This window comes from Thiobacillus sp., from assembly GCF_013693775.1.
Taxonomy (GTDB): Bacteria; Pseudomonadota; Gammaproteobacteria; order Burkholderiales; family Thiobacillaceae; genus Thiobacillus.
The window spans coordinates 2572585-2598631 of record NZ_CP059257.1 but is presented as its reverse complement, the minus strand read 5'-3'; the positions used below and the strand labels follow the sequence as shown (position 1 = coordinate 2598631).

General features: G+C 62.3%; 29 protein-coding genes. 14 read left to right on the top strand and 15 right to left on the bottom strand.

All coding sequences use genetic code 11. From position 1 onward, the window contains the following. The first annotated feature begins 9 nt into the window (after nucleotides 1-9). The 3 genes from radC to rpmG all read left to right on the top strand — a co-directional run bounded on the left by radC (nucleotide 10) and on the right by rpmG (nucleotide 1210). Nucleotides 10-684: a DNA repair protein RadC gene (gene radC, locus HZY77_RS12830; RefSeq protein WP_296815417.1), complete on the top strand. Its 675-nt coding sequence runs from the start codon at nucleotides 10-12 to the stop codon at nucleotides 682-684. 110 nt (nucleotides 685-794) lie between these two features. Continuing rightward, on the top strand, nucleotides 795-1031 hold the full coding sequence (rpmB, locus tag HZY77_RS12825; RefSeq protein WP_011313101.1) for a 50S ribosomal protein L28: 237 nt from the start codon (nucleotides 795-797) through the stop codon (nucleotides 1029-1031). 11 nt (nucleotides 1032-1042) lie between these two features. Next, on the top strand, nucleotides 1043-1210 hold the full coding sequence (gene rpmG, locus HZY77_RS12820) for a 50S ribosomal protein L33 (RefSeq protein WP_011313102.1): 168 nt from the start codon (nucleotides 1043-1045) through the stop codon (nucleotides 1208-1210). 114 nt (nucleotides 1211-1324) lie between these two features. Here the strand turns inward: rpmG and HZY77_RS12815 are convergent, their stop codons facing one another. The 11 genes from HZY77_RS12815 to htpX form a co-directional block, all read right to left on the bottom strand. Further along, a complete protein-coding gene (locus tag HZY77_RS12815) occupies nucleotides 1325-2497 on the bottom strand; it encodes a fatty acid desaturase (protein WP_296815415.1) in 1173 nt (390 codons plus the stop codon). Nucleotides 2498-2557: 60 nt separating this feature from the next. After that, nucleotides 2558-3847: a mechanosensitive ion channel domain-containing protein gene (locus HZY77_RS12810; RefSeq protein WP_296815412.1), complete on the bottom strand. Its 1290-nt coding sequence runs from the start codon at nucleotides 3845-3847 to the stop codon at nucleotides 2558-2560. Nucleotides 3848-3849: 2 nt separating this feature from the next. Continuing rightward, a complete protein-coding gene (locus HZY77_RS12805; RefSeq protein ID WP_296820913.1) occupies nucleotides 3850-5052 on the bottom strand; it encodes an outer membrane protein transport protein in 1203 nt (400 codons plus the stop codon). Between the two features lie 56 nt (nucleotides 5053-5108). Continuing rightward, entirely contained in the window at nucleotides 5109-6923 is a 1815-nt protein-coding gene (locus HZY77_RS12800) for a long-chain fatty acid--CoA ligase (protein ID WP_296815410.1), read from the bottom strand. Between the two features lie 61 nt (nucleotides 6924-6984). Beyond that, nucleotides 6985-8232, bottom strand: coding sequence for an RsmB/NOP family class I SAM-dependent RNA methyltransferase (locus HZY77_RS12795; RefSeq protein WP_296815407.1), 1248 nt, complete (start codon nucleotides 8230-8232; stop codon nucleotides 6985-6987). Nucleotides 8233-8281: 49 nt separating this feature from the next. Next, nucleotides 8282-8470 (bottom strand): hypothetical protein, encoded by a 189-nt coding sequence (locus HZY77_RS17870; protein ID WP_363153746.1) that lies wholly within the window; start codon nucleotides 8468-8470, stop codon nucleotides 8282-8284. A gap of 109 nt (nucleotides 8471-8579) precedes the next feature. Next, nucleotides 8580-8750, bottom strand: a complete 171-nt coding sequence (locus HZY77_RS12785; RefSeq protein ID WP_296815404.1) for a phosphate-starvation-inducible PsiE family protein — start codon at nucleotides 8748-8750, stop codon at nucleotides 8580-8582. Then, a complete protein-coding gene (locus tag HZY77_RS12780; protein ID WP_296815401.1) occupies nucleotides 8717-9007 on the bottom strand; it encodes a phosphate-starvation-inducible PsiE family protein in 291 nt (96 codons plus the stop codon). The genes HZY77_RS12785 and HZY77_RS12780 overlap by 34 nt, the downstream gene beginning before the upstream one ends. 39 nt (nucleotides 9008-9046) lie before the next feature. Beyond that, nucleotides 9047-10102, bottom strand: a complete 1056-nt coding sequence (locus tag HZY77_RS12775; protein ID WP_296815397.1) for an AI-2E family transporter — start codon at nucleotides 10100-10102, stop codon at nucleotides 9047-9049. A gap of 103 nt (nucleotides 10103-10205) precedes the next feature. After that, nucleotides 10206-11174, bottom strand: coding sequence for a TerC family protein (locus HZY77_RS12770; RefSeq protein WP_296815395.1), 969 nt, complete (start codon nucleotides 11172-11174; stop codon nucleotides 10206-10208). Between the two features lie 20 nt (nucleotides 11175-11194). Next, nucleotides 11195-12070 (bottom strand): protease HtpX, encoded by an 876-nt coding sequence (gene htpX / locus HZY77_RS12765; protein ID WP_296815392.1) that lies wholly within the window; start codon nucleotides 12068-12070, stop codon nucleotides 11195-11197. A 139-nt stretch (nucleotides 12071-12209) separates the two neighbouring features. Here htpX and nhaR point away from each other — a divergent pair, with 139 nt between their 5' ends. Further along, the gene (nhaR, locus tag HZY77_RS12760) at nucleotides 12210-13109 is read left to right on the top strand and encodes a transcriptional activator NhaR (RefSeq protein WP_296815389.1); all 900 of its coding nucleotides are present in this window, start codon (nucleotides 12210-12212) and stop codon (nucleotides 13107-13109) included. Here nhaR and HZY77_RS12755 read toward each other — a convergent pair. Beyond that, a complete protein-coding gene (locus tag HZY77_RS12755) occupies nucleotides 13066-13536 on the bottom strand; it encodes a putative toxin-antitoxin system toxin component, PIN family (protein ID WP_296815387.1) in 471 nt (156 codons plus the stop codon). The two genes, nhaR and HZY77_RS12755, sit on opposite strands and share 44 nt — an antisense overlap. Beyond that, a complete protein-coding gene (locus tag HZY77_RS12750) occupies nucleotides 13529-13900 on the bottom strand; it encodes a thioredoxin domain-containing protein (RefSeq protein ID WP_296633749.1) in 372 nt (123 codons plus the stop codon). Before HZY77_RS12750 ends, HZY77_RS12755 begins: the two co-directional genes overlap by 8 nt. A gap of 142 nt (nucleotides 13901-14042) precedes the next feature. Here HZY77_RS12750 and HZY77_RS12745 point away from each other — a divergent pair, with 142 nt between their 5' ends. Further along, a complete protein-coding gene (locus HZY77_RS12745; protein ID WP_296815385.1) occupies nucleotides 14043-14471 on the top strand; it encodes a hypothetical protein in 429 nt (142 codons plus the stop codon). Between the two features lie 25 nt (nucleotides 14472-14496). On the opposite strand, the gene HZY77_RS12740 is transcribed toward HZY77_RS12745, so the two are convergent. Next, nucleotides 14497-15768, bottom strand: coding sequence for an FAD-dependent oxidoreductase (locus tag HZY77_RS12740; RefSeq protein WP_296815383.1), 1272 nt, complete (start codon nucleotides 15766-15768; stop codon nucleotides 14497-14499). Between the two features lie 395 nt (nucleotides 15769-16163). Between HZY77_RS12740 and HZY77_RS12735 the strand changes: the two genes are divergently transcribed. After that, nucleotides 16164-17912: a SulP family inorganic anion transporter gene (locus tag HZY77_RS12735; protein ID WP_296815381.1), complete on the top strand. Its 1749-nt coding sequence runs from the start codon at nucleotides 16164-16166 to the stop codon at nucleotides 17910-17912. Then, nucleotides 17909-18469 (top strand): carbonate dehydratase, encoded by a 561-nt coding sequence (locus HZY77_RS12730; protein WP_296635283.1) that lies wholly within the window; start codon nucleotides 17909-17911, stop codon nucleotides 18467-18469. The genes HZY77_RS12735 and HZY77_RS12730 overlap by 4 nt, the downstream gene beginning before the upstream one ends. Nucleotides 18470-18493: 24 nt before the next feature. Here HZY77_RS12730 and HZY77_RS12725 read toward each other — a convergent pair whose 3' ends face one another. Then, complete coding sequence (locus HZY77_RS12725; protein ID WP_296635284.1) at nucleotides 18494-18691, bottom strand: CopG family transcriptional regulator; 198 nt, start codon at nucleotides 18689-18691, stop codon at nucleotides 18494-18496. A gap of 99 nt (nucleotides 18692-18790) precedes the next feature. Here HZY77_RS12725 and hyfB point away from each other — a divergent pair, with 99 nt between their 5' ends. The 7 genes from hyfB to nuoB all read left to right on the top strand — a co-directional run bounded on the left by hyfB (nucleotide 18791) and on the right by nuoB (nucleotide 25995). Continuing rightward, on the top strand, nucleotides 18791-20803 hold the full coding sequence (gene hyfB, locus HZY77_RS12720) for a hydrogenase 4 subunit B (protein ID WP_296815378.1): 2013 nt from the start codon (nucleotides 18791-18793) through the stop codon (nucleotides 20801-20803). Further along, nucleotides 20800-21492 (top strand): NADH-quinone oxidoreductase subunit H, encoded by a 693-nt coding sequence (locus HZY77_RS12715; protein ID WP_296815372.1) that lies wholly within the window; start codon nucleotides 20800-20802, stop codon nucleotides 21490-21492. Before hyfB ends, HZY77_RS12715 begins: the two co-directional genes overlap by 4 nt. Further along, entirely contained in the window at nucleotides 21489-21743 is a 255-nt protein-coding gene (locus HZY77_RS12710; RefSeq protein ID WP_296815370.1) for a hypothetical protein, read from the top strand. The genes HZY77_RS12715 and HZY77_RS12710 overlap by 4 nt, the downstream gene beginning before the upstream one ends. A 48-nt stretch (nucleotides 21744-21791) precedes the next feature. After that, complete coding sequence (locus tag HZY77_RS12705) at nucleotides 21792-22493, top strand: formate hydrogenlyase (protein WP_296815367.1); 702 nt, start codon at nucleotides 21792-21794, stop codon at nucleotides 22491-22493. Next, nucleotides 22460-23911 (top strand): hydrogenase 4 subunit F, encoded by a 1452-nt coding sequence (locus HZY77_RS12700; protein ID WP_296815364.1) that lies wholly within the window; start codon nucleotides 22460-22462, stop codon nucleotides 23909-23911. Before HZY77_RS12705 ends, HZY77_RS12700 begins: the two co-directional genes overlap by 34 nt. Before the next feature lies 1 nt (nucleotide 23912). Continuing rightward, entirely contained in the window at nucleotides 23913-25460 is a 1548-nt protein-coding gene (locus HZY77_RS12695; RefSeq protein WP_296815361.1) for an NADH-quinone oxidoreductase subunit C, read from the top strand. A 1-nt stretch (nucleotide 25461) separates the two neighbouring features. After that, nucleotides 25462-25995 carry an NADH-quinone oxidoreductase subunit NuoB gene (gene nuoB, locus HZY77_RS12690; RefSeq protein ID WP_296815358.1) on the top strand — a complete coding sequence of 178 codons (534 nt, stop codon included), beginning with the start codon at nucleotides 25462-25464 and terminating at the stop codon, nucleotides 25993-25995. Nucleotides 25996-26047 lie beyond the last annotated feature (52 nt).

Sequence of the window (26047 nt, the reverse complement as noted above, 5' to 3'; positions counted from 1 at the left end):
GGAGGAATCATGGCGATTCGGGACTGGCCGGAAGATGCGCGCCCGCGCGAGAAACTGCTGAAGCAGGGTGCCGCTGCGCTGACCGACGCCGAACTGGTCGCGGTTTTCCTGCGCACGNGGGTCGTCGGCAAAAGTGCAGTTGACCTCGGGCGCGAGCTGATCGAACGCTTCGGCGGTCTGGGCGGGTTGTGCCGCGCCGGCAGAAAAGCCGCCTGCGAAGCGCCCGGCGTCGGCGAAGCCAAATTTGCGCTGCTGCAGGCGGTGATGGAAATGGCACGCCGCACCCTGGCCGAGGACATGCAGGCGGGTGACGCCCTGACCTCGCCCACCGCCGTGCGCGACTATCTGCGGCTGATCCTGCGCGGCAAGGAGTATGAAGTCTTCTGCTGCGTGTTTCTGGACGCCCAGAACCGGGTGATCGCCGTGGAAGAACTGTTTCGCGGCACGCTGACGCAAACCAGCGTCTATCCGCGCGAGATCATCAAGCGCGCGCTCTCACACAATGCCGCGGCGCTGATCCTGGCACACAACCATCCCAGCGGCGTGGCCGAACCCAGTCCCGCCGACCGCAGCCTCACCCGGAAACTGGCGGACGCGCTGGCGCTGGTGGACGTGCGCGTGCTCGACCATTTCATCGTGGCGGGCGCGTCTTCCTTGTCGTTCATGGAATCCGGCCATCTTTGATGGGTGTGCCGAACTTGCCTCGCGCTTGCAAGCTGTGATATAAATCGCGGTTCTCGGGTTAACCCTCATTGTTAACCCCACCGGTTAACCCTCAATTCTGGAGCAGCGTCATGGCTCGCGTATGTGTCGTTACGGGCAAGAAGCCCATGGTCGGAAACAACGTTTCCCACGCCAACAATAAAACCAAGCGTCGTTTTCTGCCCAACCTGCAATACCGCCGGTTCTGGGTCGAGAGCGAGAACCGCTGGGTTCGTCTGCGTTTGTCCAATGCTGCTCTGCGCACCATCGACAAGAATGGCATCGAGTCCGTTCTGGCCGACCTGCGTGCCCGCGGCGAAGCGGTTTAAGGAGCTAGATCATGGCTAAAGGCGGACGCGAAAAGATCAAGCTGGAGTCCACTGCGGGCACCGGCCACTTCTACACCACCACCAAGAACAAGAAGACCATGCCGGAGAAAATGGAGATCAGCAAGTTCGATCCCAAGGCTCGCAAGCATGTGATGTACAAGGAGACCAAGCTGAAGTAATTCAGCCGGTTCCCAACAAAACCCGCCGATCGGCGGGTTTTTGTTGGGCGCTTCTGCACGCATGCCGGGGCACTCGCGCATCAACGGACGGCCCCCAGGCCGCCCGCCTCGGCATCAGGCATAACAGCGCAGGCGCACCGAGAAATCCTTAAGCGACTGGATGCCGCTTTCTTCTGCACGTTTGCACCACGCCTGCAACTGGTCGAGCAATTGCTCGCGGCTGGCGGTGGAACGGCCCCAGATGGCGGCGAGTTCCTGGCGCATGCGATAGACCGTTTGCAGGCGCTCGCTCTTGCCCAGCAGCGTGTCGAGCTCGGCCTTGTCGGACGCGGCCAGCTCGGCCGGCTCCTTGTGCAGCCAGCGGCGGAAGCTGTCGAAGTTCCAGTTCTGCGGCAGGTTCGCGCCGGCCTTCAGCTTGGCAATCTCGGCCTTGCTGTCCGCGCGCACGCTCTTCACGAAGCGCGTCATCACGTCGTAGCGATGGGTGATGACGGCCTGCAGCGTGTCGAGGTCGCACAGCGGCTTGGCGGGCTGCCATTTCACCGTCGGCGCGACCTTGCGGATGGTGGCGAGACCCACATAGGACATCAGCTTGATATAGAGCCAGCCGATGTCGAACTCGTACCATTTGTTCGACAACCGCGCCGAGGTGCCGTAGGCGTGGTGGTTGTTGTGCAGCTCCTCGCCGCCGATCAGGATGCCCCACGGGACGATGTTGGTGCTGGCATCCTCGCTGGCGAAGTTGCGGTAGCCCCAGTAGTGGCCGATGCCGTTGATGATGCCGGCGGCGGTCACGGGGATCCATGCCATCTGCACGGCCCAGATCGTCAGGCCTAGGGGACCGAACAGGGCGAGGTTGATCGCCATCATCGTCCAGATGCCCGCTGCCGAGTGACGGCTGTAGACATTACGCTCCATCCAGTCGTCGGGCGTGCCGTGGCCGTATTTTTCCAGCGTTTCGGTCACTTTGGCCTCGGCGCGATACAACTCGGAGCCTTCCCAGAAGACCTTCTTGATGCCACGCGTCTGCGGGCTGTGCGGGTCTTCGGGCGTTTCGCACTTGGCGTGGTGCTTGCGGTGGATGGCGACCCATTCCTTGGTGACCATGCCGGTGGTCATCCACAGCCAGAAACGGAAGAAATGGCTGATAACGGGGTGCAGATCGACGGCGCGGTGCGCCTGCGAACGGTGCAGAAAAATGGTGACAGCGGCGATGGTGATGTGCGTCAGGCCAAGGGCCACCAGCACATAGCCCCACCAGGGTAAATCCAACAAGCCTAATTGCATGGTTCAGAGTTCCAAAAAGGACAATATCGTCCGGTAATTTACGGATAAACCCCATAAAAATCAAGGATTATTATCAATCGAAGACGGGGTCGCCATATGCACAACGCGTTGCGGAAAGGGAATCTCGATGCCGGCAGCCTTGAAACGTCGCCAGATTGCCCAGTTGATGTCCGAACGCAGATTGTTCTGTCCCTCGCTGGGGTCGCGGATCCATACAGCCAACTCCAGAAGAACGCCATTATCGGCAAACTCCTTCAAAAACACCCTGGGCGGGCTGTCCGGCTCATCATGCACCACCCGGACATGACTGTTCGCCGCTTCCAGCATCAAGGCTTCGGCCTGCTCCAGGTCCGTATCGTAGGACACCTGGACCGGCAATGCGATCCTCACGTTGGGCTTGGACAGCGAATGGTTGACAACCGTCTGGGTGATCAGCGTCTCGTTCGGCACGATGGTTTCGGTGCCGTCGAGCGCCCGCAGCAGCGTGTAGCGCGTATTGATCTGGCTAACCTGGCCATATTTGTTGTCGACCGTCACCAGGTCGCCGATGCGCACCGAGCGGTCGAGCAGGATGATGAATCCGGAAATGTAGTTGCTGGCGACTTTTTGCAGGCCGAAGCCGATCCCCACCCCGAGCGCCCCACCGAACACCGACAACACCGTGAGATCGATCCCCACTGCCGGCAAGGCCACCAGCACGGCCAGAATCAACAGCACGGTGCGCGCAGCTTTGGACAAGGCCATGCGTAGCGACAGGTTCATCTGCGTGATGCCCATCAGGCGGTTCTCGACCACGCGCGCCAGCGTCAGGGCAATGATGAGCGCCGCTATGATGACCGCTGCAGCCTGGAACAGCAGCCACAGCGAGAAGCGATGGTCGCCTGACTGGAACGAGAGCGCCTCCATGGCTGCATGGATGCGCGGCAGCAGGCCGGTGATGTGCAGCGCAAACGCCCCNCAGATCAGCCAGGCAGCCGTGCGTTCCCACAGCTTGAGTGATGCGCGCGGCTTGAGCGCGTAACGCAACGCATAGACCACCAACCGCACCCCCGCCAGCGCCAGCAACAGCGGCACAGCCAGGTTCAGCAGGTGCGTATGGGCCAGCCAGTGATGGGCCAGGTCGCGCCCGAGCAGCAACGCCAGCAGCATGAAGAGCGGAAACCCCACCCTGCGCAAGCCGGCGTGCCAGACGGTATCGGTCTTCGCAAGAAAGGGGGCGATCAGGCGCATCGCACCCCAAGCCACGAGGGCGCACGCCGCCAGCACGCCCATCTGCCACAGCAGATCGACGTTTTTACTGTCGTCGATCAGGCGCGTCAGAAGGTTGTCAAAGGGGATGGGGCGGTCCAAGGTCAGAAATTGTGCGTGAACTGCGCCGAAAGGATGTTGACGTAGTTGTCGTACTTCCCATTTAACGTGCCCGTCGCCGTCGTACTGTGGATGCTTGCCTGTTTGACGAACAGGTGGGCAAATCCGAAATCGACCACGTTCTTCTTGTCCAAGCGATATTGGCCACCCAGCGCAAGCCACGTGCGGCTCTCGTCAGGAATGCGTGGAGTACGGTAGGCGTCCGGAACCGGTGTTTCGTCATAGGCCACCCCNGCGCGCCAACTCCAGGCGGCATCCCTGTGCCACGTTGCGCCAATCGAGTAACGCCAGCTGTCGTGCCAGTTTTCCTGGGTTGCAGGTAGCGGGTAGGCAATTGACGTATACACAACAGCAAGGCGATCGAATGCACTCCAGCCAGTCCACGTGACATCGGCCAGCAGATCCACCTTGGGCGAGAGCTTGTGAAAAACGCTCAGGGAAGCGCTAGCCGGCATGGTGACATCGGCAGTCACGTCACCGCTTGGCGGTAAGGGCAAAGTAACATTTGATGACAGCGTTCCTTTCAACTTGTAATCCACCTCGGAGCGATACGCCAGGCCGACACGCGTATCCTGGGTAGCCTGCCACAACGCACCCAGGTTATAACCCCAGCCATAGTCGTCCCCNTTGACCGTCATCAGGGAGCCTGGCGCGAGGGGCGAGATGTTGTTCGACAAGGTGGCTTCAACACGCTGGACGTCCAACCCCAGCCCCAGCGACAGTCGATCATTGAGTTTCCAGGCGATCGACGGGTTGACGTTGATCGTCTTGAGGTCGGACTTGAGGGCCTGGAAGCGGCCGACCCAGCCAGCGTCATAATCGGTCTTGAGGCCGAATGGCGCATTGATCCCTACACCTAGGCTGACACTCGACGTGAGGGGAAGCGCGAAATACAGGTTCGGCACGAACGCCAACCCGCCGGCATCCCCGCCCTGCCCGCCGCCGACTGGCGCGCTGAACGTCCCCGAGAACTTGGCGGAGGGCTGGATCAGGTGGCCCGCGACGACCAACTGCGCATCCGGCAGCAGCGTCATACCCGCCGGATTGAAAAATATCGTGCTGGCATCCTGCGCACTGGCGGCCTGGCCGGCATAGGCATTGCCCAGGCCGCTGGCGTTCTGTTCGACCAACGCAAAGCCGGCGGCTTGGCCCAGGTCGGCGAACCCGGCCAGTGCCAGGCCGAGCATCAATTGTTTACGAGGAAACGAAGGCATGAAATATCTCCCTAATCGGTTTTATGGGGTCAGCGTGCGAAATCAGCATACATGGCCTCGACCGTCGCGCGGTAGCGGTCGAGCACCTGATTGCGTTTGATCTTGAGGGTGGGAGTCAGGAGGCCGTCTTCAAGCGTCCATGGCTTGAGCTCGGGATGCAGCCGGCGAATCTGGGCATAGCCGGGAAAATGCTTGAGATGGTGCGCCACGCGGTGGGTCAGCGCCTTCATCACCTTGGGATCGCGCAAAGCCCCGGGATGGTTGGGATCGACGTTGAGATGCGCGGCAAATTCCTGCCAATGTTCCTCGTTGAGTATGGTCAGTGCGGCCAGATAGGGTTTGCCTTCGCCGACGACCATCACCTGTTCGAACAGCGGGTCGAGCAGGATGGCGGATTCCATGTCGGTCGGCGGCACCTTCTCGCCGTTGTTCAGCACGATGATGTCCTTGATGCGGCCGGTGATGTGATAGTGGCCCCAGGCGTCCAGCGTGGCCTGGTCGCCGCTGTGCAGCCAACCCTCGCCGTCGATCATGGCGCGGGTGGCGGCCTCGTCCTGCCAGTAGCCGCGCATGACGCAGCGGCTGCGCGTAAGCAGTTCGGCGTCGTCGCCGATCTTCACCTCGATGCCAGGCAGCGGCGGGCCGATGCTGGACGGGATGTTGGACTCCGGGCGGTTGACGCATACCACCGGACTGGTTTCGGTCAGTCCATAGCCTTGGATGATCGGCACGCCCAGGCCGATGAACATGTGTGCGATTTCCGGCGAGAGCGCCGCCCCGCCCGAAATCGCCAGTTTCAGCCGACCGCCCAGTTTTTCCGTGATGTTGCTTGACACACGCTTCTCGAGCCGGGGCCACAGCAGCAGCTCCGGACTCCATCGTGCCCGTCCCTGGCTGAGCTCGAAGCGCCGCCAGCCGACCTGTACCGCAAGTTTGAATACCTGTCTGGCGAGCAGTCCCTTCTTTTCCAGGCTGTCCTGGATGCGTCCGTACATCCGTTCGTAGATGCGCGGCACCGAAATCAGAACGGTCGGGCGAATGGTCTGCAGATCCTGCGCCAGCTGGGCAATGGAACGTGCATAGGCGACCTCGGCGCCGATCAACATCGGCAGGTAATACCCGCCGGTGCGCTCAAGCGTGTGCGACATGGGCAGAAACGACAGAAAGACCTCGTGCGGGTCGAAATCGGTGCATTGCGAGGCATAGAACGCATTCCACAGCAGATTGTCGTGCGTCAGCATTACGCCCTTGGGTCGCCCGGTCGTGCCCGAGGTGTAGACGATGCTGGCGAGCAGATCGGATGTGAGATGGCGTTCGGGCACGGGCGTGCCGGCCGCCGCTGCGAGCCAATCGGCTGCCACGACAAAGCGCGTGCTCCAGTTCACCAGTCCGTTTTCAGGTGGAACGAGGCTGACGATGTGTTGCAGCGTCGTCGCCGATCCTGCGATCTCGGCCAGTTTCTTGTGTTGGAACTTGCCTTCGACCAGCAGCAGCCTGGCGCCGGAATGGTTGAGGATATAGGCCGCACTTTCCGGACGATCGTCGAGATACAGNGGCACCGTGACCAGACCCAGCGCCAGCGCGGCCTGGTCGAAAATCACCCACTCGACGCTGTTCTTCAGCATCACCGCCACGCGATCGCCTGGGGCCAGCCCCTCCTTCACCAGCGCGGCCTGCCAGCGCGCCACCTCGGCCGCCACCTGCGACCAGGTGAAACTCACCCAGGTCGCGTTCGCCTCGTCGAATTGACGATAGGCCACCTGATCCGGCGTCGCGTCGACGCGCGCGCGGAACAGGCCGCACAGCGTGCCGAGCACATCGGGATGGAAGGGCGTGGCTACCATGTCAAGGGTATCGAACCGGCCGGAGGAAACGCCGCATTGATAACTGCAAAGCCCGGATGGGTCAAGCCGCGGCTTTGACCAGGACGGCCGCGAAGAAACCGTCTGTGCCGTGCAAGGCAGGCGACAATTTCAGCATGCTGCCCGTATCGAGGTCGATCTTGTGTTGCGCCAGCAGCTCGTTGACCGGTAACAGGGTAAATCCGCCTTCCGCCAGCAACGTCTCGACAATGGCCTCGTTTTCCTCCGGCAACAGGCTGCAGGTGGCATAGACCAGCCGCCCCCGGGTTTCAGCAGCTTCGCTGCTGCGCGCNAGGATGGCCGCCTGTTTGCGGGTCAGTTCCGTCACGCTGTCGGGCGACTGGCGGAATTTCAGGTCGGGGTTGCGGCGCAGGGTACCGAGGCCGGAACACGGCGCGTCGACCAGCACACGATCGAGCTTGCCGGCCAGGCGCTTCACCCGGGTATCGTTCTCGGAGGCAATCAGCTGTGGCATCACGTTGGACAGGCCCGAGCGCGCCAGCCGCGGCTTCAGGTTGGCGAGCCGCTTTTCCGCCACGTCGAACGCATACAGACGCCCGCTTGACGCCATCATCGCACCGATGGCGAGCGTCTTGCCGCCGGCGCCGGCACAGAAATCGCACACCATTTCGCCGCGCCGCGCCCCCAGCAGCAGGGCCAGCAGCTGGCTGCCCTCGTCCTGCACTTCGAGGCTGCCGTCGAGAAACAGCGGATGGCGGTTGATCGCCGGATGGTCCTTGAAGCGGATGCCCCACGGCGAATACGGCGTCGCCTCGACCTTGAAGCCTGCCTCGCGCAGCTGCGCCAGCACGGTGTCGCGGCTCGCCTTGTGCGCGTTCACCCGCACGTCGAGCGGCGCCGGCTGCTGCAGGGCCCGGCCGAGCGCAAGGATGTCAGCGTCGCTCATTGACGCCTGCAGTTTCTCGATCACCCAGTCGGGCAGTTCCGCCGCCACAGCCAGCGGCAGGTCGTCCGTTTTGGCGTTACGGATGTGATCGATCAACTCGGGCTTGGCGAATTTCTCCAGCGTCGCTCCGCTCATGCCACGCACCTTGATCAGCCAGGCAATGATCAGCGTGCGCGGATTGGCCGCCGGCACCACCACCGACAGATAGCGGTAGCGCCGCAATACGCCGAATACGGCTTCGGCCACGAACGCACGGTCGTGCGAACCGAGCTTCTTATGCTCGCGGAAAAACGCCGACAGTACGGCATCGGCTGGGCGATTGAAGTCCAGCACCAGATCGAGCGCCTGGGTGGCAAGTTGCAACAACGGCGGGGTCAGTTCCATCAGGGGCGGCAGGCAGGTTGGCAGGCGACAGGGGCATCCCCGCCGGGGTTTATTCGTCTTCGCCGAGCTCGGGATCCCAGCCCATTTCGCGTGCGCGTTCCGTGGCCATCTTGTAGAGGGCGGTGTGGCGCTCACGCAGATCGGGTGGCAGACGGCTCGGCAGGTTGCCGTATTTGTCCCATTCGGCCTCGATTTTTCCGTCAAGGCCTGCATTTGTCCGAGCTGCCAGCCGGCGCAATCCTCGCTCTCGGGGATAAAGCCGAACAGCCAGCCATCGAGCACGACGCGCGCCAGCATGGTGACGCCGTGCTTGTCATTGTAGAAACCGGCATAGGTCATTTTGGTATTCATGGTTGCGAATCTCTGTCCTTTGGATGTTCGTCATACGGGAAACGGATATGACCATAGCGAATCACCAGCACAGAAATGGCCAGTAGCAGCATCGCCGCCGTCACGCCCAGCATGCGCCATGCATCGAGGCTTTTCATGTCCAGCACCAGATAACGCGCCAACGCCACGATGGCGATATAGATGGGAAAGCGCACCGGCAACTGTCCGGACCGAAAGTACACCCCACCATGGCAAGGACTTCCAGATACAGGAATAGCAGCAGCAGATCGCCCAGCGCCACCGTCCTGGCCGCAATCATGGCATTGACTTCGAACACGCCGGCGACCAGCGTGGCAAGCGTGATGACGATGAGGCCGATGGCCTCGAACACACCCAGCACGTTGAGTGCCAGTCGCGCGAATAACCGGTCTTTGGCGGGATTCATGGGCGTTACGATCAAGTGACTGGCAAGGATACCTCAACCTCAATCCGGACGTGCATGTCCCAGCCATTCACGCCAGATCCCGACCGATACCGCAAGCAGCACAGGCCCCAGGAACAGCCCGATCAGACCGAAGGCATGCAGGCCGCCCAGCACGCCCAGAAAGACCAGCAGGAAGGGGATCTGCGTCGGCCCGCTGATGACGAGCGGCCGGATCAGATTGTCGACCCAGCTCACTACCAGCGCACCCCACAGGAACAGGCCCAGCGCGGCACCGGTCTCGCCATTCGCCAGGAGGGTCAGGGACAGCCCGATCCACACCACCGGGCCGACGAAGGGGATCAGCGACACCAGCGCGGTAATCACACCCCACAGGGCGGGCGCGGCAAGTCCCGCCACCCAGTAACCCAGCCCGGCAAGCGTGCCCTGTGCCAGCGCGGTGAGCACGATGCCGAACACCACGGCCCGCACGGTCACGCCGACCGCCTGGATATAGCCGCGCGCCGCCTCGCCCAGCCAGCGCGTGGCCACGCCGCGGAACTGCGCCAGCACGCTGACGCCGTGGCGATACAGGAAGAACAGCGCGAACACCGCGAGGCCGAATTTCGCCACATTGCGCCCGACGCCCCCNGCCAGCGATTTCAGCGCGACCGTATTCGTCAGGCCCAGCGCATCGAACTGCGCATGCACCCAGGCCGGATCGGCCTGGACACGCTGGTACTGCTCGGCCAGCCACGCTCCGCCCGGCCAGTTGCGCATCCCGGCGGGCAAAGGTGGAAGCCCATGAACGGCAAACTGCGTGAGCGTCGCCGAAGCCGCCACCACATCGGCCGCCACCGTGAACATCACCCACACCAGCGGCAGCAACAGGGTCGCCGTCACCCCCAGCGTCATCAACAGCGCGGCGAGATTGTCGCGTCCCGGCATTCGACGGCACACCCACTGATGGAGCGGCCAGGTCACGTACGCGAGGATCCCTGCCCAGGCCAGGGCCGCAAGAAAGGGCGACAGCACCCAGATGGTCAGCCCGAATATCGAGACCAGGAACGCAAATCCCACGATCCGTCGGGCCAGGGGNGAATCGGTATAAGTCGGCATGATTGCCCTTCAGCCATGATCCCTGCAAGGGTACTTCAGTTGTGCGCCGGCGCCGGAGTCCAACAACAGGCGGCGAAGCCTCTCGCGCGTTCGTCGCCCGGTTTCAGCCTGGAGTAGCCGGTTTTCGCGTCACCCACAGGCTGGCAAACATGAAGCTGGCGATAATGAGGCCCACGATGCCGAGCGACAGGCCTACCGGGATTTTATAGACATCGACGATCAGCATCTTGGTTCCCACGAACACCAGCACCATGGCCAGACCATATTTGAGCAGATGAAAGCGGTCCGCCATGCCGGCCAGCATGAAATACATCGCACGCAATCCGAGGATAGCGAAGATGTTCGAGGTGAACACGATGAAGGGGTCGGTGGTGATGGCGAAGATCGCCGGGATCGAATCGACCGCGAAAATCACGTCCGACAGCTCGATCATGACCAGCACCAGGAACAGCGGGGTGAATAGCCACACGCCGTTTTCCCGCACCCAGAATTTTTCGCCGCGGTAATCCGGCGTCAGCCGCATGTGCCGCTTGATCCAGTTGAGCATCGGGTTCTTGCCGAGGTCCGGCTCGGCCTCGGCGAACATCAGCATCTTGATGCCGGTGACGACGAGGAAGGCACCGAACACATAGAGAATCCAGTGGAACTCCTGCACCAACCAGGCGCCTGCCAGGATCATCACGGCGCGCATCGCGATCGCGCCGACCACACCGTAGATCAGCACGCGCCGCTGAAACTCCGCCGGCACGGCAAAGAAGCCGAAGATCATCAGGAAGACGAAGATGTTATCGACCGCGAGCGATTTCTCGATCAGGTAGCCAGTCAGGAACTCCATCGCCTTGGCGTCGGCCACCTCGCTGCCGTGCACGCCCTTGAGATACCACCACAGGCCGAGGTTGAACAGCATCGCGAGCGAAACCCACACGACCGACCATGCTGCCGCCTCTCTGAAGCCGACCTTATGCGCCTTGTTGCCGCCGACCAGGAACAGGTCGACGGCCAGCATCGCCAGCACGAAGCCGACGAAGGCCGCCCACATCCAGGGTTCGCCGATATGCAGGACAGCGTCCATGTTTTCCTCGGTCCGCCTGCTTACTGCACCGCGCGCAATGCGGCGATGCGCTCTTCCAGCGGCGGGTGCGTCATGAACAGGCGCTTCCAGCCCTGNGGNCTGCCGCCGGCGATGCCGAAGGCCGCCATCTTGTCGGGCAGCGGGTGCGGATGCAGGCTGTTGAGGCGCTCCAGCGCCGCGATCATGGCACCGCGTCCGGCCAGGCTGGCACCGCCGCGGTCGGCGCGGAATTCACGCTGGCGCGAGAACCACATGACGATGATCGATGCCAGGATGCCCAGCACCAGTTCGGCCACGATCATGGTGACGAAGAACGCCGGGCCGTGGCCCTCCTCGTTCTTGAACACGACGCGGTCGACGGTATGGCCGATCACGCGCGACAGGAACATCACGAAGGTGTTCACCACGCCCTGGATCAGCGCCAGCGTCACCATGTCGCCGTTGGCGACGTGCGCGATTTCATGGCCCAGAACGGCCTCCGCTTCCTCGCGCGACATCTGCCGCAACAGGCCCGAGGACACGGCGACCAGTGAACTGTTGCGGGTCATGCCGGTGGCGAAGGCGTTGACGTCGGGCGCATCGTAAATGCCGACTTCCGGCATCTTGATCCCGGCGTCCGCCGCGTATTTGCGGATGGTCTCCACGAGCCAGAACTCGGTCGAGTTCGACGGCGTCTCGATCACCCGCACGCCCATCGATTTCTTTGCCATCCACTTGGAAATCGCCAGCGAGATGAACGAACCGCCAAAGCCCATCACGGCGGCAAAGACCAACAGCGAACCCAGGTTCAGCCCGTTCTCGGTAAGGTAGGGCTCGACGCCCAGGATGCGCATGGTGAACGACAGCACCAGCACGATCGCCAGGTTGGTGGCGAGGAACAAGACAATACGTTTCATGATGTTCTCCTTTAATCCCTGCCCGGTCGGACTGAGGGCCATTGCATGACACACAAGTGAAGAATATAGCTGGAAGAAGGACAATAAAATTCGATTTTTATAATGCTATTGTTCTGTTTTATCGAACCATTTCGACACCATGCTCAATTACAAGCATTTGTATTACTTCCGTACCGTTGCCAAGGCGGGCGCGCTCAACCGCGCCGCCGAGAAGCTGCATCTGACCCCTCAGACGCTGTCCGGACAGATCAGCGCCTTCGAGGAACGCCTGGGCGTGGCGTTGTTCCGGCGCAGTGGGCGACGGCTGGAACTGACCGATGCCGGACGTACCGCGCTGATCTACGCCGACGACATTTTCCAGGTCGGCGCCGAACTAGAAGACGCCCTGCAAAACCGCCTCGCACCTCGCGCCCATCCGTTCCGGGTGGGCATCGCAGACGTCGTGCCGAAGGCGATCGCCTACCAGTTGCTGGCCCCTGCGCTGGCACTGGCCGAGCCAGTCAAGCTGGTGTGCCGGGAAGACCGGCTGGAACAACTCGCCGCCGAGCTGTCCATCCACCGGCTCGACATGGTGCTGGCCGACCGCCCCCCCTCCACGATGGACATCAAGGGCTACAGCCATCCGCTGGGGGAATGCGGCATCGCCTTTCTGGCCGCACGCGCGATCGCCGACACACTGGAAGCGGCCTTCCCCGCCAACCTGCATGGCGTTCCGTTCCTGATTCCGGGCGAAGACAGCGCACTGCGCGTGCCGTTGTTGCGCTGGCTCGAACGCAGGNATATCCAGCCCACCGTCGTCGGCGAATTCGACGACAGCGCGCTGATGAGCGCCTTCGGCCAAGCCGGAGCCGGCGTGTTTCCGGTACCGATTACCACCGTTCAGGACGTGATGCGGCAATACGAGGTAATCGAGCTAGGACGGACGCAGGAGATACGCGAACGTNTTNTTGCCATTTCGGTGGAACGGCGGCTGAGTCATCCAGCCGTACTGGCGGTCAGCGAAGCGGCGCGACAGCGGTTCCGGCCGCAGGACAATTAAGCCTATCCGTCAACCAGCACACCGCTTCCGCCGGGAGCATGATCCGAAAATGCGCCACGCAGTGGCGACGCAAGCGGAGCACCGCACGATCCTTGCTGACCAGCCCTTGCGCACGGGCCGTGGTGGCCAACTCGATGAATTTCTGGTCGTCTGGATCACGACAACGCGGCAGGTCTGCGACGACAGTTGCCGGCTCCAACACGGCCAGGGCTTGATAGCGCGCATACAGCGCTGCCTGACGCGCCGAATCCAGCCCAAACGCCGGATACGCCAGTACGCGCCGCCACTCGTCGAGCGTGGCGCTCGTCACCACGCAGCGTACGCGCCCCGCTTCCAGCGCATGCAGCAGGGGGCGCGCCACCGCATCGTCGTAATGCAACAGATCGAGCACCACATTGGTGTCGAGCACGATGCGTGTGTCACTCAATATCGGTGTGCTCGGCGATGAACTCACGCACCCAATGCTCGGGATGGGCACTGGAGAAACGCCCGACGATCTCGCCCTTGACGAACAGCAGGACGGTGGGGAAACCGCGCAAGGCGTAGCGTCCGGCAAGTTTCATGTTGTCGCCTTCGTCGACTTCGACCTTGGCCATGTGGATCTTGCCGGCATGGTGCGCGACGACACGTTCGAGCACGGGGGTCAGCGCACGGCAAGGCGGGCACCAGTCGGCCCAGAAATCGACCAGGATGGGAAGCGTATGCGAGGCTTCGATCACGTCGTGATCGAAATGCTCCAGATGGGTATCGAAAATCAGGCCCGGCCCGTGGGCAGGAGTGGGATCGTTCATGGTGATTGCGGTCGGGATGTCTGATCCCTATTTTGCCTCAAGGGCGCATGATTCCCACAGACATGCTTCATGCCTCGCCCGTACACAGGTACGTGTGCAAAAATGCTTAACCAACCGGGTGCCGGACTGCTAACGTAACGCCATGGAAGAACGTTTCTATCGCGAGCAGGAAATCGCGCGCTTGCCGGCATTTCTTCCCGCCGCCACCTACAACCNNTTGCACACGCTGCTGGCGCGGGCGGGAAAATGCCTGTTCGTGCCGATTCGCAGCCTGCAGTACCTGGCCGTGCTGGATGCGGAGGAATTCATTTTCGTCGACGGCCAGAACAAGGCCTGGGTCGAACTGGCCTGGCAGCACTTCCATCCCCAGGCGCGTGCATCGCTGGACGAACGCGTGCCGTTCGAGGTGGTGCATTACCAGCCCCAGGCTGCGGAAACCATGAAACGCCTCCCGGGAGAATTCCATCAGGCCCTGCTGCTGCTCGCCGGGCGCCAANAGCCCGATGCACCTGCCAGCGTGATCGCGTTGCAGCCTACGGACAGGAAACCTCCCGACGACGCGTCACGCTGACGCGCGCCGCGTGCGGACGTTCGCCTCACTCCTTGAGTTTCGATATTCCCAGCGCGCGCAACGTGAGGTTTTCGTAGAAGGGCCCGACATTTCCCTTCTTGATCTTGCGCAGGAAATATTTCTCGAACGCGATTTTGGCCAGATGCACCCACTTGCCTTCTGAGAACCAGTTGACGTTGCGCGGAGGAATCTGCGGCAGCGCAACAAACGCAATGCCGGTGTCGCCGAAATCGGCCAGGCAGACTGCGTTCCAAGTAGCCTTCTCGGCGGGCTCTTTGCCATCCAGCAGGGCTCGGATGTTGTGCGCGGTGGCCGTCACCATGGACTCGATCATGTAGCCGGTCTTGGGCACGCCGACCGGCAGCGGGGTGGCTTCGACCGGNGGAATGGCGACGCATACGCCGACCGAGAAGACGTTCTTGAAGGTGGGATTGCGCTGGTACGGGTCGATGACAATGAAACCGCGCGGATTGGTCAGCCCTTCGATGCCGAGGACGGCGTCCACGCCCTTGAAGGCGGGCAGCATCATGGAGTACTTGAACGGTAGTTCGTGCTGTTTCTTCTCGCTGCCGTCCTCGTTCACCTCGGTGACGAACATCTTGCCGGCTTCGACCTTGGTGACCTTGGCGTTGCAGATCCATTTGACGTGCTTGTCGCGAAAGGCCGATTCGATCATGCCCTTGGAGTCGCCGACACCGCCGAGGCCGAGGTGGCCGATGTAGGGTTCGGCGGTGACGAAGGTGATGGGCACCTTGTCGCGCAGTTTGCGGCGGCGCAGGTCGGTTTCCATGATCATGGCGAATTCGTAGGCGGGGCCGTAGCACGAGGCGCCCTGGACGGCGCCGACGACGATGGGGCCGGGGTCTTTGACGAAGGCCTGCCAGTTGTCGCTGGAAGTGACGGCATGGTCGACGTGGCAGACGGACTGGGTGTGGCCGTTGGGGCCCAGGCCCTCGATTTCGTCGAAAGCCAGTTTGGGGCCGGTGGCGATGACGAGGTAGTCGTAGTCGATGCTGCGGCCGTCTTCGAGTTCGATGCGGTTCTCGGCGGGATGGACGCGTTTCGCGGCGACGGGGATGAAGTCGATCTTCTTCTTGCTGAGGATGGGTTCGATCGGCAACTCGATATCCGCACGGGTGCGCCAGTTGACCGCCACCCAGGGGTTGGAGGGAACGAAGTGGAAGATGGGGGTGTTGGAGATGACGGTGATGCGGTCTTCGGCACGTGCGTTCTCCCGCATCTCGAACGCCATGGGCATTCCGCCTATACCTGCTCCTAAAATCACGATGTGGGCCATTTTTCTGTCTCCTGAGGGTTGCGATTGCATGGTTAACTTATTTTTATACGTCAACTGATGAGGTTCGCAATCAGAATCGCTTCACCGCTCAAGTAAGCATCCCTGCGCGGGCTGGCTGCATCGCGGCTTACATGGCTTTTTCACAGTCGGTGTCCGGACCGACAAAGTGACATCAAGGTGAACGTCCGAAAACCGGCCATATCCCGCTGGCACGAGGCGGATGGGCAGCATGGCCGCGCCTCGCCGGCAATGCGTACGCAGGCGTCCGGCTGGCCATGCACACGCCCCGAAATGGCAAAACCACTGTCTCATAGCCGCCCAATGCTTTAAAATGCGCCCACCATGCAAAAACACTTTCCAAACTCTCCTCCGTCTGTCCTCTCTGGGTTTACAGGATGCTCCCCTTTCTCCGCTGGTGGCCTTCGGTCAACGGCAGCACAACCCGCGACGACGCGATGGCGGGGCTTACGGGTGCCCTGATCGTGCTACCCCAGNGGGTGGCCTTCGCCACCATTGCCGGCATGCCGCCCGAATACGGTCTTTATGCGGCGATGATGCCGGCCATCATCGCCGCGCTGTTCGGCTCGTCATGGCATCTCGTGTCCGGCCCCACCACCGCCATTTCGATCGCCGTGTTTGCGTCGGTCAGCCCGTTTGCCCATCCCGGCACACCCGAATTCATCAGCCTGGTGCTGACCCTGACCTTCCTGACCGGGGTCTTCCAACTCATTCTGGGCCTGGCGCGCATGGGCGTGCTCGTCAACTTCATTTCCCATACAGTCGTGATCGGCTTTACGGCTGGCGCGGCCATGCTCATCGCAGGCAGCCAGATCAAGAACTTCTTCGGAGTCAGCATCCCGCGCGGCACGCCGTTCTTCGAGATCCTGTCCTTGTTCGTCCAGCACCTTCAGGACATCAACCCCTACGTCACGGCGGTTTCCGTCATCACGCTTGCCTCGGGCATCCTGGTCAAGCGCTTCATGCCCAAGTTCCCCTACATGATCGCCGCCATGCTGGTCGGCAGCTTTGCGGCGCTGTTCCTGAACGCGCGTTACGGCGTGGAGATCACCCACATCAAAACGGTCGGCGCCCTGCCGTCCGGCCTGCCGCCGCTGTCGGCGCCCGACTTCTCCTTCGGCGCGCTGAACCAGATGCTGTTCCCGTCCCTGATCATCACCATGCTGGCTCTGACGGAAGCAGTATCCATCTCGCGCGCCGTCGCCACGAAATCCGGACAACACATTGACGGCAACCAGGAATTCGTCGGCCAGGGGCTCTCCAACGTGATCGGCAGCTTTTTCTCGAGCTACGCATCCAGCGGATCGTTCAACCGCAGCGGGGTCAATTACGCGGCAGGCGCACGCACGCCCCTGGCCGCCGTGTTCGCGTCGGTGTTTCTGCTGATCATCCTGCTGCTGGTTGCGCCTCTGGCTGCCTATCTGCCCGATGCGGCAATGGCCGGGATCCTGTTCCTGGTGGCCTGGAGTCTGATCGACTTCCACCACATCAGCCTGCTGCCCAAGATCAGCCGGCAGGAAACCATCGTCCTGTGGGTGACGCTCATCGGTACGTTGATCGATCTGGAAAAGGGCATTTTCTTCGGCATCGCCCTGTCGCTGGTGTTCTACCTGTATCGCACCTCGCGCCCCGCGCTCGAACCCGTGCTGCCCGATCCCGATCCGGCAAGCTACCATTACACACCCCTCGATGGCCGGTCGGAGTGCCCGCAGATAAAAATGATGCGGGTCAATGGCTCGATCTTCTTTGGCGCCGTCGCCCACCTGCAGCAGCAACTGCAGGAAATCGAAGAATCGGAACCCGAGCGCAAGCATCTGGTCGTCATGGCCAGCGGCATCAACTTTGTCGATCTGGCCGGAGCCGAATTCCTGGCCGAGGCTGCGCGCCAACGGCGAAAATNNGGGGGGACCCTGTCTTTCTATCGCATGAAGAACAGCCTGGCCGAGACGCTGAAACGCGGCCATTTCATGGAAGACGTCGGTGAAGAAAACCTGTTTCCGGCCAAAACCCGCCCTGCCGAGATCCTGTATCCGAAGCTCGACAACGAGATTTGCCGGAATTGCACCGTACGCGCCTTCCCCATCTGTCACCAACACCTACCCAACGGAGAACCTCGCTCATCATGATCCGCAAAAACCCGTCCGGGCATTTGCCTGTCGTACATGACACCGCATTTGTCGACCCCACCGCCATTCTGTGCGGCAAGGTCATCGTAGAAGAAAACGTGTTCATCGGCCCCTACGCGGTGATCCGCGCCGACGAGGTGGACGATAACGGCGAGATGGAGCCCATCATCATCTGTGCCCATTCCAACATCCAGGACGGCGTGGTCATCCACTGCAAGGCAGGCGGCGGCGTCACCATCGGACGCAGCACTTCCATCGCGCACCGCTCCATCGTGCATGGCCCCTGCACGGTGGGCGATAACGTATTCGTCGGCTTCAACTCGGTGCTATTCAACTGCATCGTGTCCGACGGCTCGGTCGTTCGCCACAACTCGGTGGTGGAAGGTTGCACCGTGCCGCCGGGCTTCTACATCCCCTCCACCGCCAACATCCACTCCGATGCCGACCTGGCGACGATCGAGCGCGTATCGCCGCAGGCCGCCGACTTTTCGGAAAGCGTGGCGCAGGCCAACCACGAGCTGGTCAAAGGCTACAAGCGCATCCGCAACGAGTTCTGATTTTGGGAGGATGTCCTCCGGACATCATTCCTCGCCCCGTGGCGCCGCAGCGGTCAGCCACCCGGGCAATTCCCTTCCGCCCGCATTGTCGATGATGTATTGACGGATCAGTCGCCTCACGACCTGTGACGGCGTCAGGTCGCGCTGCACGCAGATTTCTTCGAACAGTTTCTTTTTCCTGGGATCGATCAGAACGGTGAGCCGGGCTGTACGGTTTTCCATGGCAACAGAATAACGACTTGATATGTTAATCAGATTAACATTGTAGTTGATTTGGTTTGTCAATAGAATCAAATCTGGTCAGCTACGCGCGTACGTTCAATGTCACATTTGGCATCCCTTGACGCTCATGTCCTCGATTTGGCTTGGGCCGGGGTGCTGTACTGGTTGNGGGTAGGTTTTTCAGCGCTGCTGCTGCAACGTCGGCACGGCCTACTCACCCGACTGATCTTTCCCCTTGGCGCATTGGGCGCATTGTTCATGGCAGGCATCGGCGTCGCCGGATTGCTGCTGCCCGCCTCGTCCATGGTGCTGCCCATCGGTCTGCCCGACCTGCCATTCCATCTTCGGCTAGACGCCTTGTCTGCCTTCTTCATGGTGTTGCTGGGCGGCGCCGCATTCGGCATCACTGTGTATGCCTGCGGCTATTTCAGGAACATGGCTGCGGGTCCGCTCGCCCTGCTCGCCCTCTGGTACCATCTGTTCCTGGCCGGTATGGTCACGGTGCTGCTGGCCGACGATGCCTACGCGTTCATGGTGGCCTGGGAAGTGATGGCCTTGTCGTCCTACTTCCTCGTCACCACCGATCACAAGATTCCCGAGATCCGCCGCGCCGGGTTTCTCTATCTGCTGATCGCGCACATCGGCGCGGTGTCCCTGCTGCTCACCTTCGGCGTGCTGCAGGGCGGCCATGGGGACTACACCTTCAACACCATGCGCCTCGCGGAGATGACGCCGTTCTGGTCCTCGGCGGCCTTCCTGCTGGCGCTGTTCGGTTTCGGCGCCAAGGCGGGCCTGGTACCGATACACGTGTGGCTGCCGGAAGCCCACCCCGCCGCGCCGTCGCCGGTATCGGCCCTGATGTCGGGCGTGATGCTGAAGACCGCCATCTACGGTCTACTCCGCGTCACCTTCGACCTGCTCAAAATGCAGCTTGGCTGGTGGGGCACGCTGGCATTGGCGCTGGGCTTAGTGACCGCCCTGTACGGCGTGATCTTCGCCGCCGTGCAATCGGACATGAAACGCCTCCTGGCCTGGTCCTCGATCGAGAATATCGGTGTGATCATCGCCGCCTTCGGCCTGACGCTGATTTTTCACACCGACGGCAAGGGCGCGCTGGCGGCACTGACGCTGACCGCCCTGCTGTACCACGCCCTCAACCATGCATTCTTCAAAGGCCTGCTGTTCGTCGGCACGGGTTCGGTGCTGCATGCCACCGGTGAGCGGCGCATGGGCCGCCTGGGCGGACTGATCCGCACCATGCCGTGGACAGCTTGGCTCACGCTGATCGGCGCGCTGGCCATCGCGGGCCTGCCGCCGCTCAATGGCTTCGTCTCGGAGTGGCTGTTGTTGCAGGCCTTCCTGCTGACACCGGGACTCACCCAGCCCTACCTCAACATGGTGATTCCGGTGGCGGCAGCCACGGTGGTGCTTGCCGCCGCGCTCGCCGCCTACGTGATGGTGAAGTTTTACGGTGTCATCTTCCTCGGGCAGCCGCGCGATCCGGCGCTGCAACATGCACACGAGGCAAGCTGGCCGGAGCGCCTGGGCATGCTGTGGCTGGCTGGCGCTTGCATCCAGCTGGGGCTGTTTCCCACGCTGGTCATCCAGTGGCTGGAACCGGTCGTGCTGATGCTGACCGGACAACGCCTGTCCGGCATCAGCAACTGGCTGTTGCTGACGCCGGTTTCGGCGGAGCGGGCGAGTTATGCGCCGCTGATTTTCCTGGCAGGTGTCACAGCGGTGGTAGCGCTCACCTATCTGTGGGTACGCCGCGTCTATCACGGCAGGGTACGCCGCAGCGAACCGTGGGATTGTGGCTATCCGGAACAGAATACGCGCATGCAGGACAGTGCCGAAGGCTTCGGTCAGCCGATCCGGCAGATCTTCGAGGTGTTCATGCGGGTGGAGCGCGAAACTCCCGATCCTTTCGACCGTCACCCGCATTACCGCGGTGACAGCCGCGACAAGCTCTGGCTGCTGATCTATCAGCCCATCGCCGACCTGACTGCCTGGTTGTCGATGCAGGCCGCACGCCTGCAACATGGCCGAATCCAGTGGTACCTGATCTACAGCTTCGTCACCCTGATCTTCCTCCTGGTATTTACACGATGAGCGCCGGCATCCTCCTGCAAGTCGCCCAGACCCTGTTGGCCATCCTGCTGGCACCGCTGCTGATGGGCTGGGTCAACCAGTGCCGCGCCTGGCTGCAGGGGCGCAGCGCGCCACCCATCACCCAGCCTTACCGCTCCCTGCGCAAACTGTTCCACAAGGACGCGGTGATCGCGCACACTGCCTCGCCGCTGTTCCGCTTCGCGCCCTACATGAAGTTTGCCTGCATGGCGCTGGCGGCCGGCATCGTGCCGACCATCGCCAACGACCTGTCCTTCTCGCCGGCGGCGGACGTCATTGCCCTGGTGGGCATCTTCGCGCTGGCACGGGTGTTCCTGGCGCTGGCGGCCATGGACATCGGCACCCCGTTCGGCACCCTCGGGGCACGAAGGGACATGCTGGTGTCCTTCCTGGCCGAGCCTGCGCTACTCATGGTGTTCTTCACCGCCAGCCTGATTTCGCAGTCCACTGAACTTCCCATCATCGTCGCCACCCTGGCGCACAAGGCCTTCGCCATCCACCCCAGCCTGGCGTTCGCGGCGGTGGCGTTCTGGATGATCTCGGTGGCGGAGAACGCGCGCATCCCCGTTGACAATCCCGGTACGCACCTTGAATTGACGATGATTCACGAGGCCATGATCCTGGAGTATTCCGCCCGGCATCTCGCCCTGATCGAATGGGCGGGGCATTGAAACTGTTCACCTACTCCGCGCTGGGCATCGCGCTGTTCCTGCCATGGGGCATCGCACCCCAAGGCGATATCGCCGCCCTGCCTTTGGCGCTGGCCGCCATCGTAGCGAAGCTTGCGGTCGGCGGCGCCGCGTTGTCGTTCATGGAAGTCGTCTCCGCCAAGGTACGCCTGTTCCGCGTTCCGGAGTTTCTCGGCACGGCCTTCCTGCTGGGTGTACTGGGCATGCTGATCCATTTCCTGCTGGAGGGATGAGATGGAATCGAACGCGATTCGCACATTGAACGCCGGGTGGAAAACATCATGACGGTATTGGCCTACCATCTTCAGATCGTCAACCTGCTTGCGGCCCTGCTGCTGCTGATCTCGTTCGCCATGTTGTCGCAGCGTCGCGTCGTCGGCCTGGTGACCCTGTTCGCCTGGCAGGGTGCGGCGCTGGCCTTGTCCACGGCCATCGTCGCCTGGTCCACCGGCCAGCACCACCTGTATTACTCGGCGGCCATGACTTTGGGGCTCAAGGTGATCGCCATGCCTTGGTACTTCTACCACTTGGTGAAAAAGCTGAACGTGAACCGGGTCGTGGAGCCGATGATCAACATCCCGACCACGATGCTGATCGGCATCGTGCTGGTGATCTTCGCCTTCAACCTGGCGCTACCCATCTCGGAAATGTCCGGCACGGTGACACGCTCGACCCTGGGTATCGCCATGGCCTGCGTGCTGCTCGCCTTCCTCATGATGATCACGCGCACCAAGGCCATCCCGCAGGTGATCGGTTTCCTGTCCATGGAAAACGGCCTGTTCTTCGCCGCCACCAGCGCGACCTACGGCATGCCCCTGGTGGTGGAACTGGGCGTGGCCCTGGACGTGCTGGTCGGCGTGTTCGTGCTCGGCATCTTCATCTTCCAGATCCGCGAGACGTTCGACTCGCTGGATCTGAAGCACATGGAAAAGCTCAAGGAAAATAGGTCATGGAACTGTTCTGGCTACTCGGCATTCCGCTGACAGGCGGCATTTTCCTGGCGCNNTGGGGCTACCGGCGCAACGCGCCGGAGATCAACGCGCTCTTCAGCCTGCTCACACTGGCGATGGCGGCACTACTGACTGTGCGCATCGTCGAGGCGGGTCCGATGATGGTGGGCAACGGCTGGTTTTTCATCGATTCGTTCAATGTGTTCCTGGTTGCGCTGACCGCCTTCGTCGCTTTTACCACCGCCCTGTTCTCGCGTCCCTACATGCGCATCGAACAGGAACACGGCCGCCTCAACGCCACGCGCCTGCGCCTGTATCACAGCAGCTACCAGATCTTCATCGGGGCCATGCTGCTGGCGCTGACCACCAACAACATGGGCATCCTGTGGGTGGCGATGGAGGCCGCGACGCTCGCCACCGTGCTGCTGGTCTCGCTGTATCGCACCCCGGCCTCGCTGGAAGCGGCCTGGAAATATTTCATCCTGTGTGGCGTAGGCATCGCGCTGGCGCTGTTCGGCACCATCCTGCTCTATTTCGCGGCGGAGAAAGTACTGGGTTCGGGCGGTAACGCGCTGTTGTGGACGCACCTGAACGGCGTGAAGGCCCAGCTCGAGCCCACGGTGCTGTCGCTGGCCTTTGTTTTCCTGCTGGTCGGCTACGGGACGAAAGTTGGTCTGGCGCCGCTGCACAGCTGGCTGCCGGATGCTCACGCCGAGGGCCCGACGCCGGTGTCCGCCGTGCTCTCCGGTCTGCTGCTCAACGTCGCACTGTATGCGGTGATGCGCTCCAAGGTGCTGGTGGACGGTGCGCTCGGCAACGACATGGCGGGTACGCTGATGATGGGCTTCGGTTTGCTTTCCGTCGTGCTGGCGGCATTCCTGATCGTGCGTCAGACCGACGTCAAGCGCATGTTCGCCTACTCCTCCATCGAACACATGGGGCTGATCACGTTCGCTTTCGGCATGGGCGGCGCAGTGGCGAACTTTGCCGGCCTGCTGCACATGACCATGCATTCGCTCACCAAGTCCGCCATCTTCTTTGCCGTCGGCCACGCCACGCAANAAACCGGCACGCAATTGATGGACGACATCCGCGGCCTCATCAAGACCAATCCCACCCTCGGCTGGGGTCTGATGCTCGGCACCGTCGCCATCCTCGGCATGCCGCCGTTCGGCGTGTTCGCCAGCGAATTCCTCATCATCACCACCGCCATGCACGAGCACNCCTGGGCCACGNCTTTCCTGCTGCTGGCGCTGGGCGTGGCCTTCGCAGCCATCTTCGGCAAGGTGCAGCCCATGGTGTTCGGCGAAACCGAGCTGCCGAAGCTGCCTTACCAGCCCGCGCAGACACCGGTGTTCCTGCATCTGGGGCTGGTGTTGATGCTGGGCCTGTTCATCCCGCCATATCTCGCCGCCTGGTACAGGCAGGCGGCCCATCTGCTGGGAGGCTGAGATGAAAATCGGCGATCACGAGTGGCGTCTCGACTCCATCGGCCCGCACATCTGGCGCGGCAGTATGGAAACCGGGCAATTGCTCGCGCTGTCGCGCGCGGTCAAGGATGAAGGCGGACAGCTCGTCGCACTGTGGGGTTCGGACGACCGTCACCTGAACGGCGGCTTCAGTATTCATGTCGCCCTGCTCACGGGCCGGNGGTTGGCCTGGGTGAGTTGCGTCCTGCCGGCGGAGGCGCCCGCCTATCCCGATCTCGCGCATATCTTCCCGCAAGCCGACCGCATGCAGCGTGCGGCCTTCGATCTGCTCGGCATCACTGCCACCGATGCGGTGGACGAGCGCAAATGGCTGCGCCACAACGCCTGGGCCGCAAGCGAATTCCCTGCGCAAGGATTTNCGTCGCTCGCCGCTCGCCGCTCACCGCTCCCGGAGGCCGACGCCTATCCTTTCATTTACGTGCAGGGCGATGGCGTCCACGAAATCGCAGTCGGTCCCATCCACGCCGGGACCATCGAGCCCGGACATTTCCGCTTCTCCATCATTGGCGACCGTATCCTCAAGCTGGAAGCGCGCCTGGGCTACGCCCACAAGGGCATCGAANAACGTTTCGAAGGCATGGAACTCGTCACCGGCGCCAGGCTCGCCGGGCGCGTGTCCGGCGATTCGCACAGCGCCTATGCCTGGGCCTATTGCATGGCCGTCGAGATGGCGACCGCCAGCACGGTACCCGAACGGGCGTTGTGGCTGCGCGCCCTGTTCCTGGAAATCGAACGCATCGCCAACCATCTGGGCGATCTCGGCTACCTGGGCAACGACGTGGCGCTTGCGTTCGGCTTCGTGCAGTTCTGGCGCCTGAAAGAAGACTGGCTGCGGATGAGCATCAAACTGTTCGGCCACCGCTATCTGTTCGATTGCATCACGCCGGGCGGCGTGGCCACGGATATCGACGCCGCAGGGTGTGCCGAACTCGACGCCCTGGCCCGCCGCATCGAGGCCGAAGTACGTGAGCTCAAGATCATCTATGACGAGCATGCCACCCTGCAGGACCGCTTTGCCGACACCGGCATCTGCAAACCCGAGCTGGCCGCGCAACTGGGTTTGACCGGGCTGGCCGGTCGCGCCAGCGCCCAGACCTGGGATGTGCGTACGCAATTTCCACAGGCCCCCTATGACCGACTGGACGTGAACATGGCGACCCAGCGCCGCGGCGATGTGCTGGCGCGCGTGGAAGTGCGCTTTGCCGAGGTGTACGAATCCCTGCGATTGATCCGCGACATCCTCAAGCGCCTGCCAGCGGGCGGCATACACACGCCACTCCAACCAGCGCAAGCTGCATGCGAAGGTCTGGGCTGGGTGGAAGGCTGGCGCGGCGAGGTGGTGGTGGCAGTCAGGATTGCGGCCGACGGCACGCTCGACAGCGTGCATCCGCACGATCCGTCCTGGCAGAACTGGCCGCTGGTGGAAATGGGCGTGCTGGGCAACATCGTGCCCGACTTCCCGCTCATCAACAAATCCTTCAACCTCTCCTACAGCGGACCGGATTTATAAGATGGCTTCGTATCTGATCCTCCGGAAGATCCTCAAGACCGGCTTCGTCTCCGAACCGGCGCCCCAGGCCNACCCCGCCCTGCGCACGCGCGAGCAGGCACTGCAGGCGGAAATCCTCAAGGTGTTCGGCCAGGCGGTGGCGATCCGCCACGTCGACGCCGGCTCCTGCAACGGCTGCGAACTGGAAATTCATGCGCTCAACGGTCCGCACTACAACATCGATGGCCTGGGCGTGAAGTTCTCCGCCAGTCCCCGGCACGTCGATGTACTGCTGGTGACCGGCCCGGTTTCGCGCCACATGGAAGCCGCGTTGAAACGCGCCTACGACGCCATACCGGATCCCAAGTGGGTCGTGGCCATGGGCGAGTGCGCCTGCACCGGCGGGATGTTCGGCGAGAGCTACGCGTCGTGCGGAAAGATATCCAACGTCATTCCCGTCGACGCCGAAGTGCCGGGTTGCNCCCCTACCCCGACCGCGCTGCTGCAAGGCATCCTGGCTGCCGTCAGCAAGGACACGTCCAACGCAAGCGGCTAGGGAAACGTCCTACAGGCAGGCCCAGCCATCATCGTGCCGTCCCTGCCGGGGT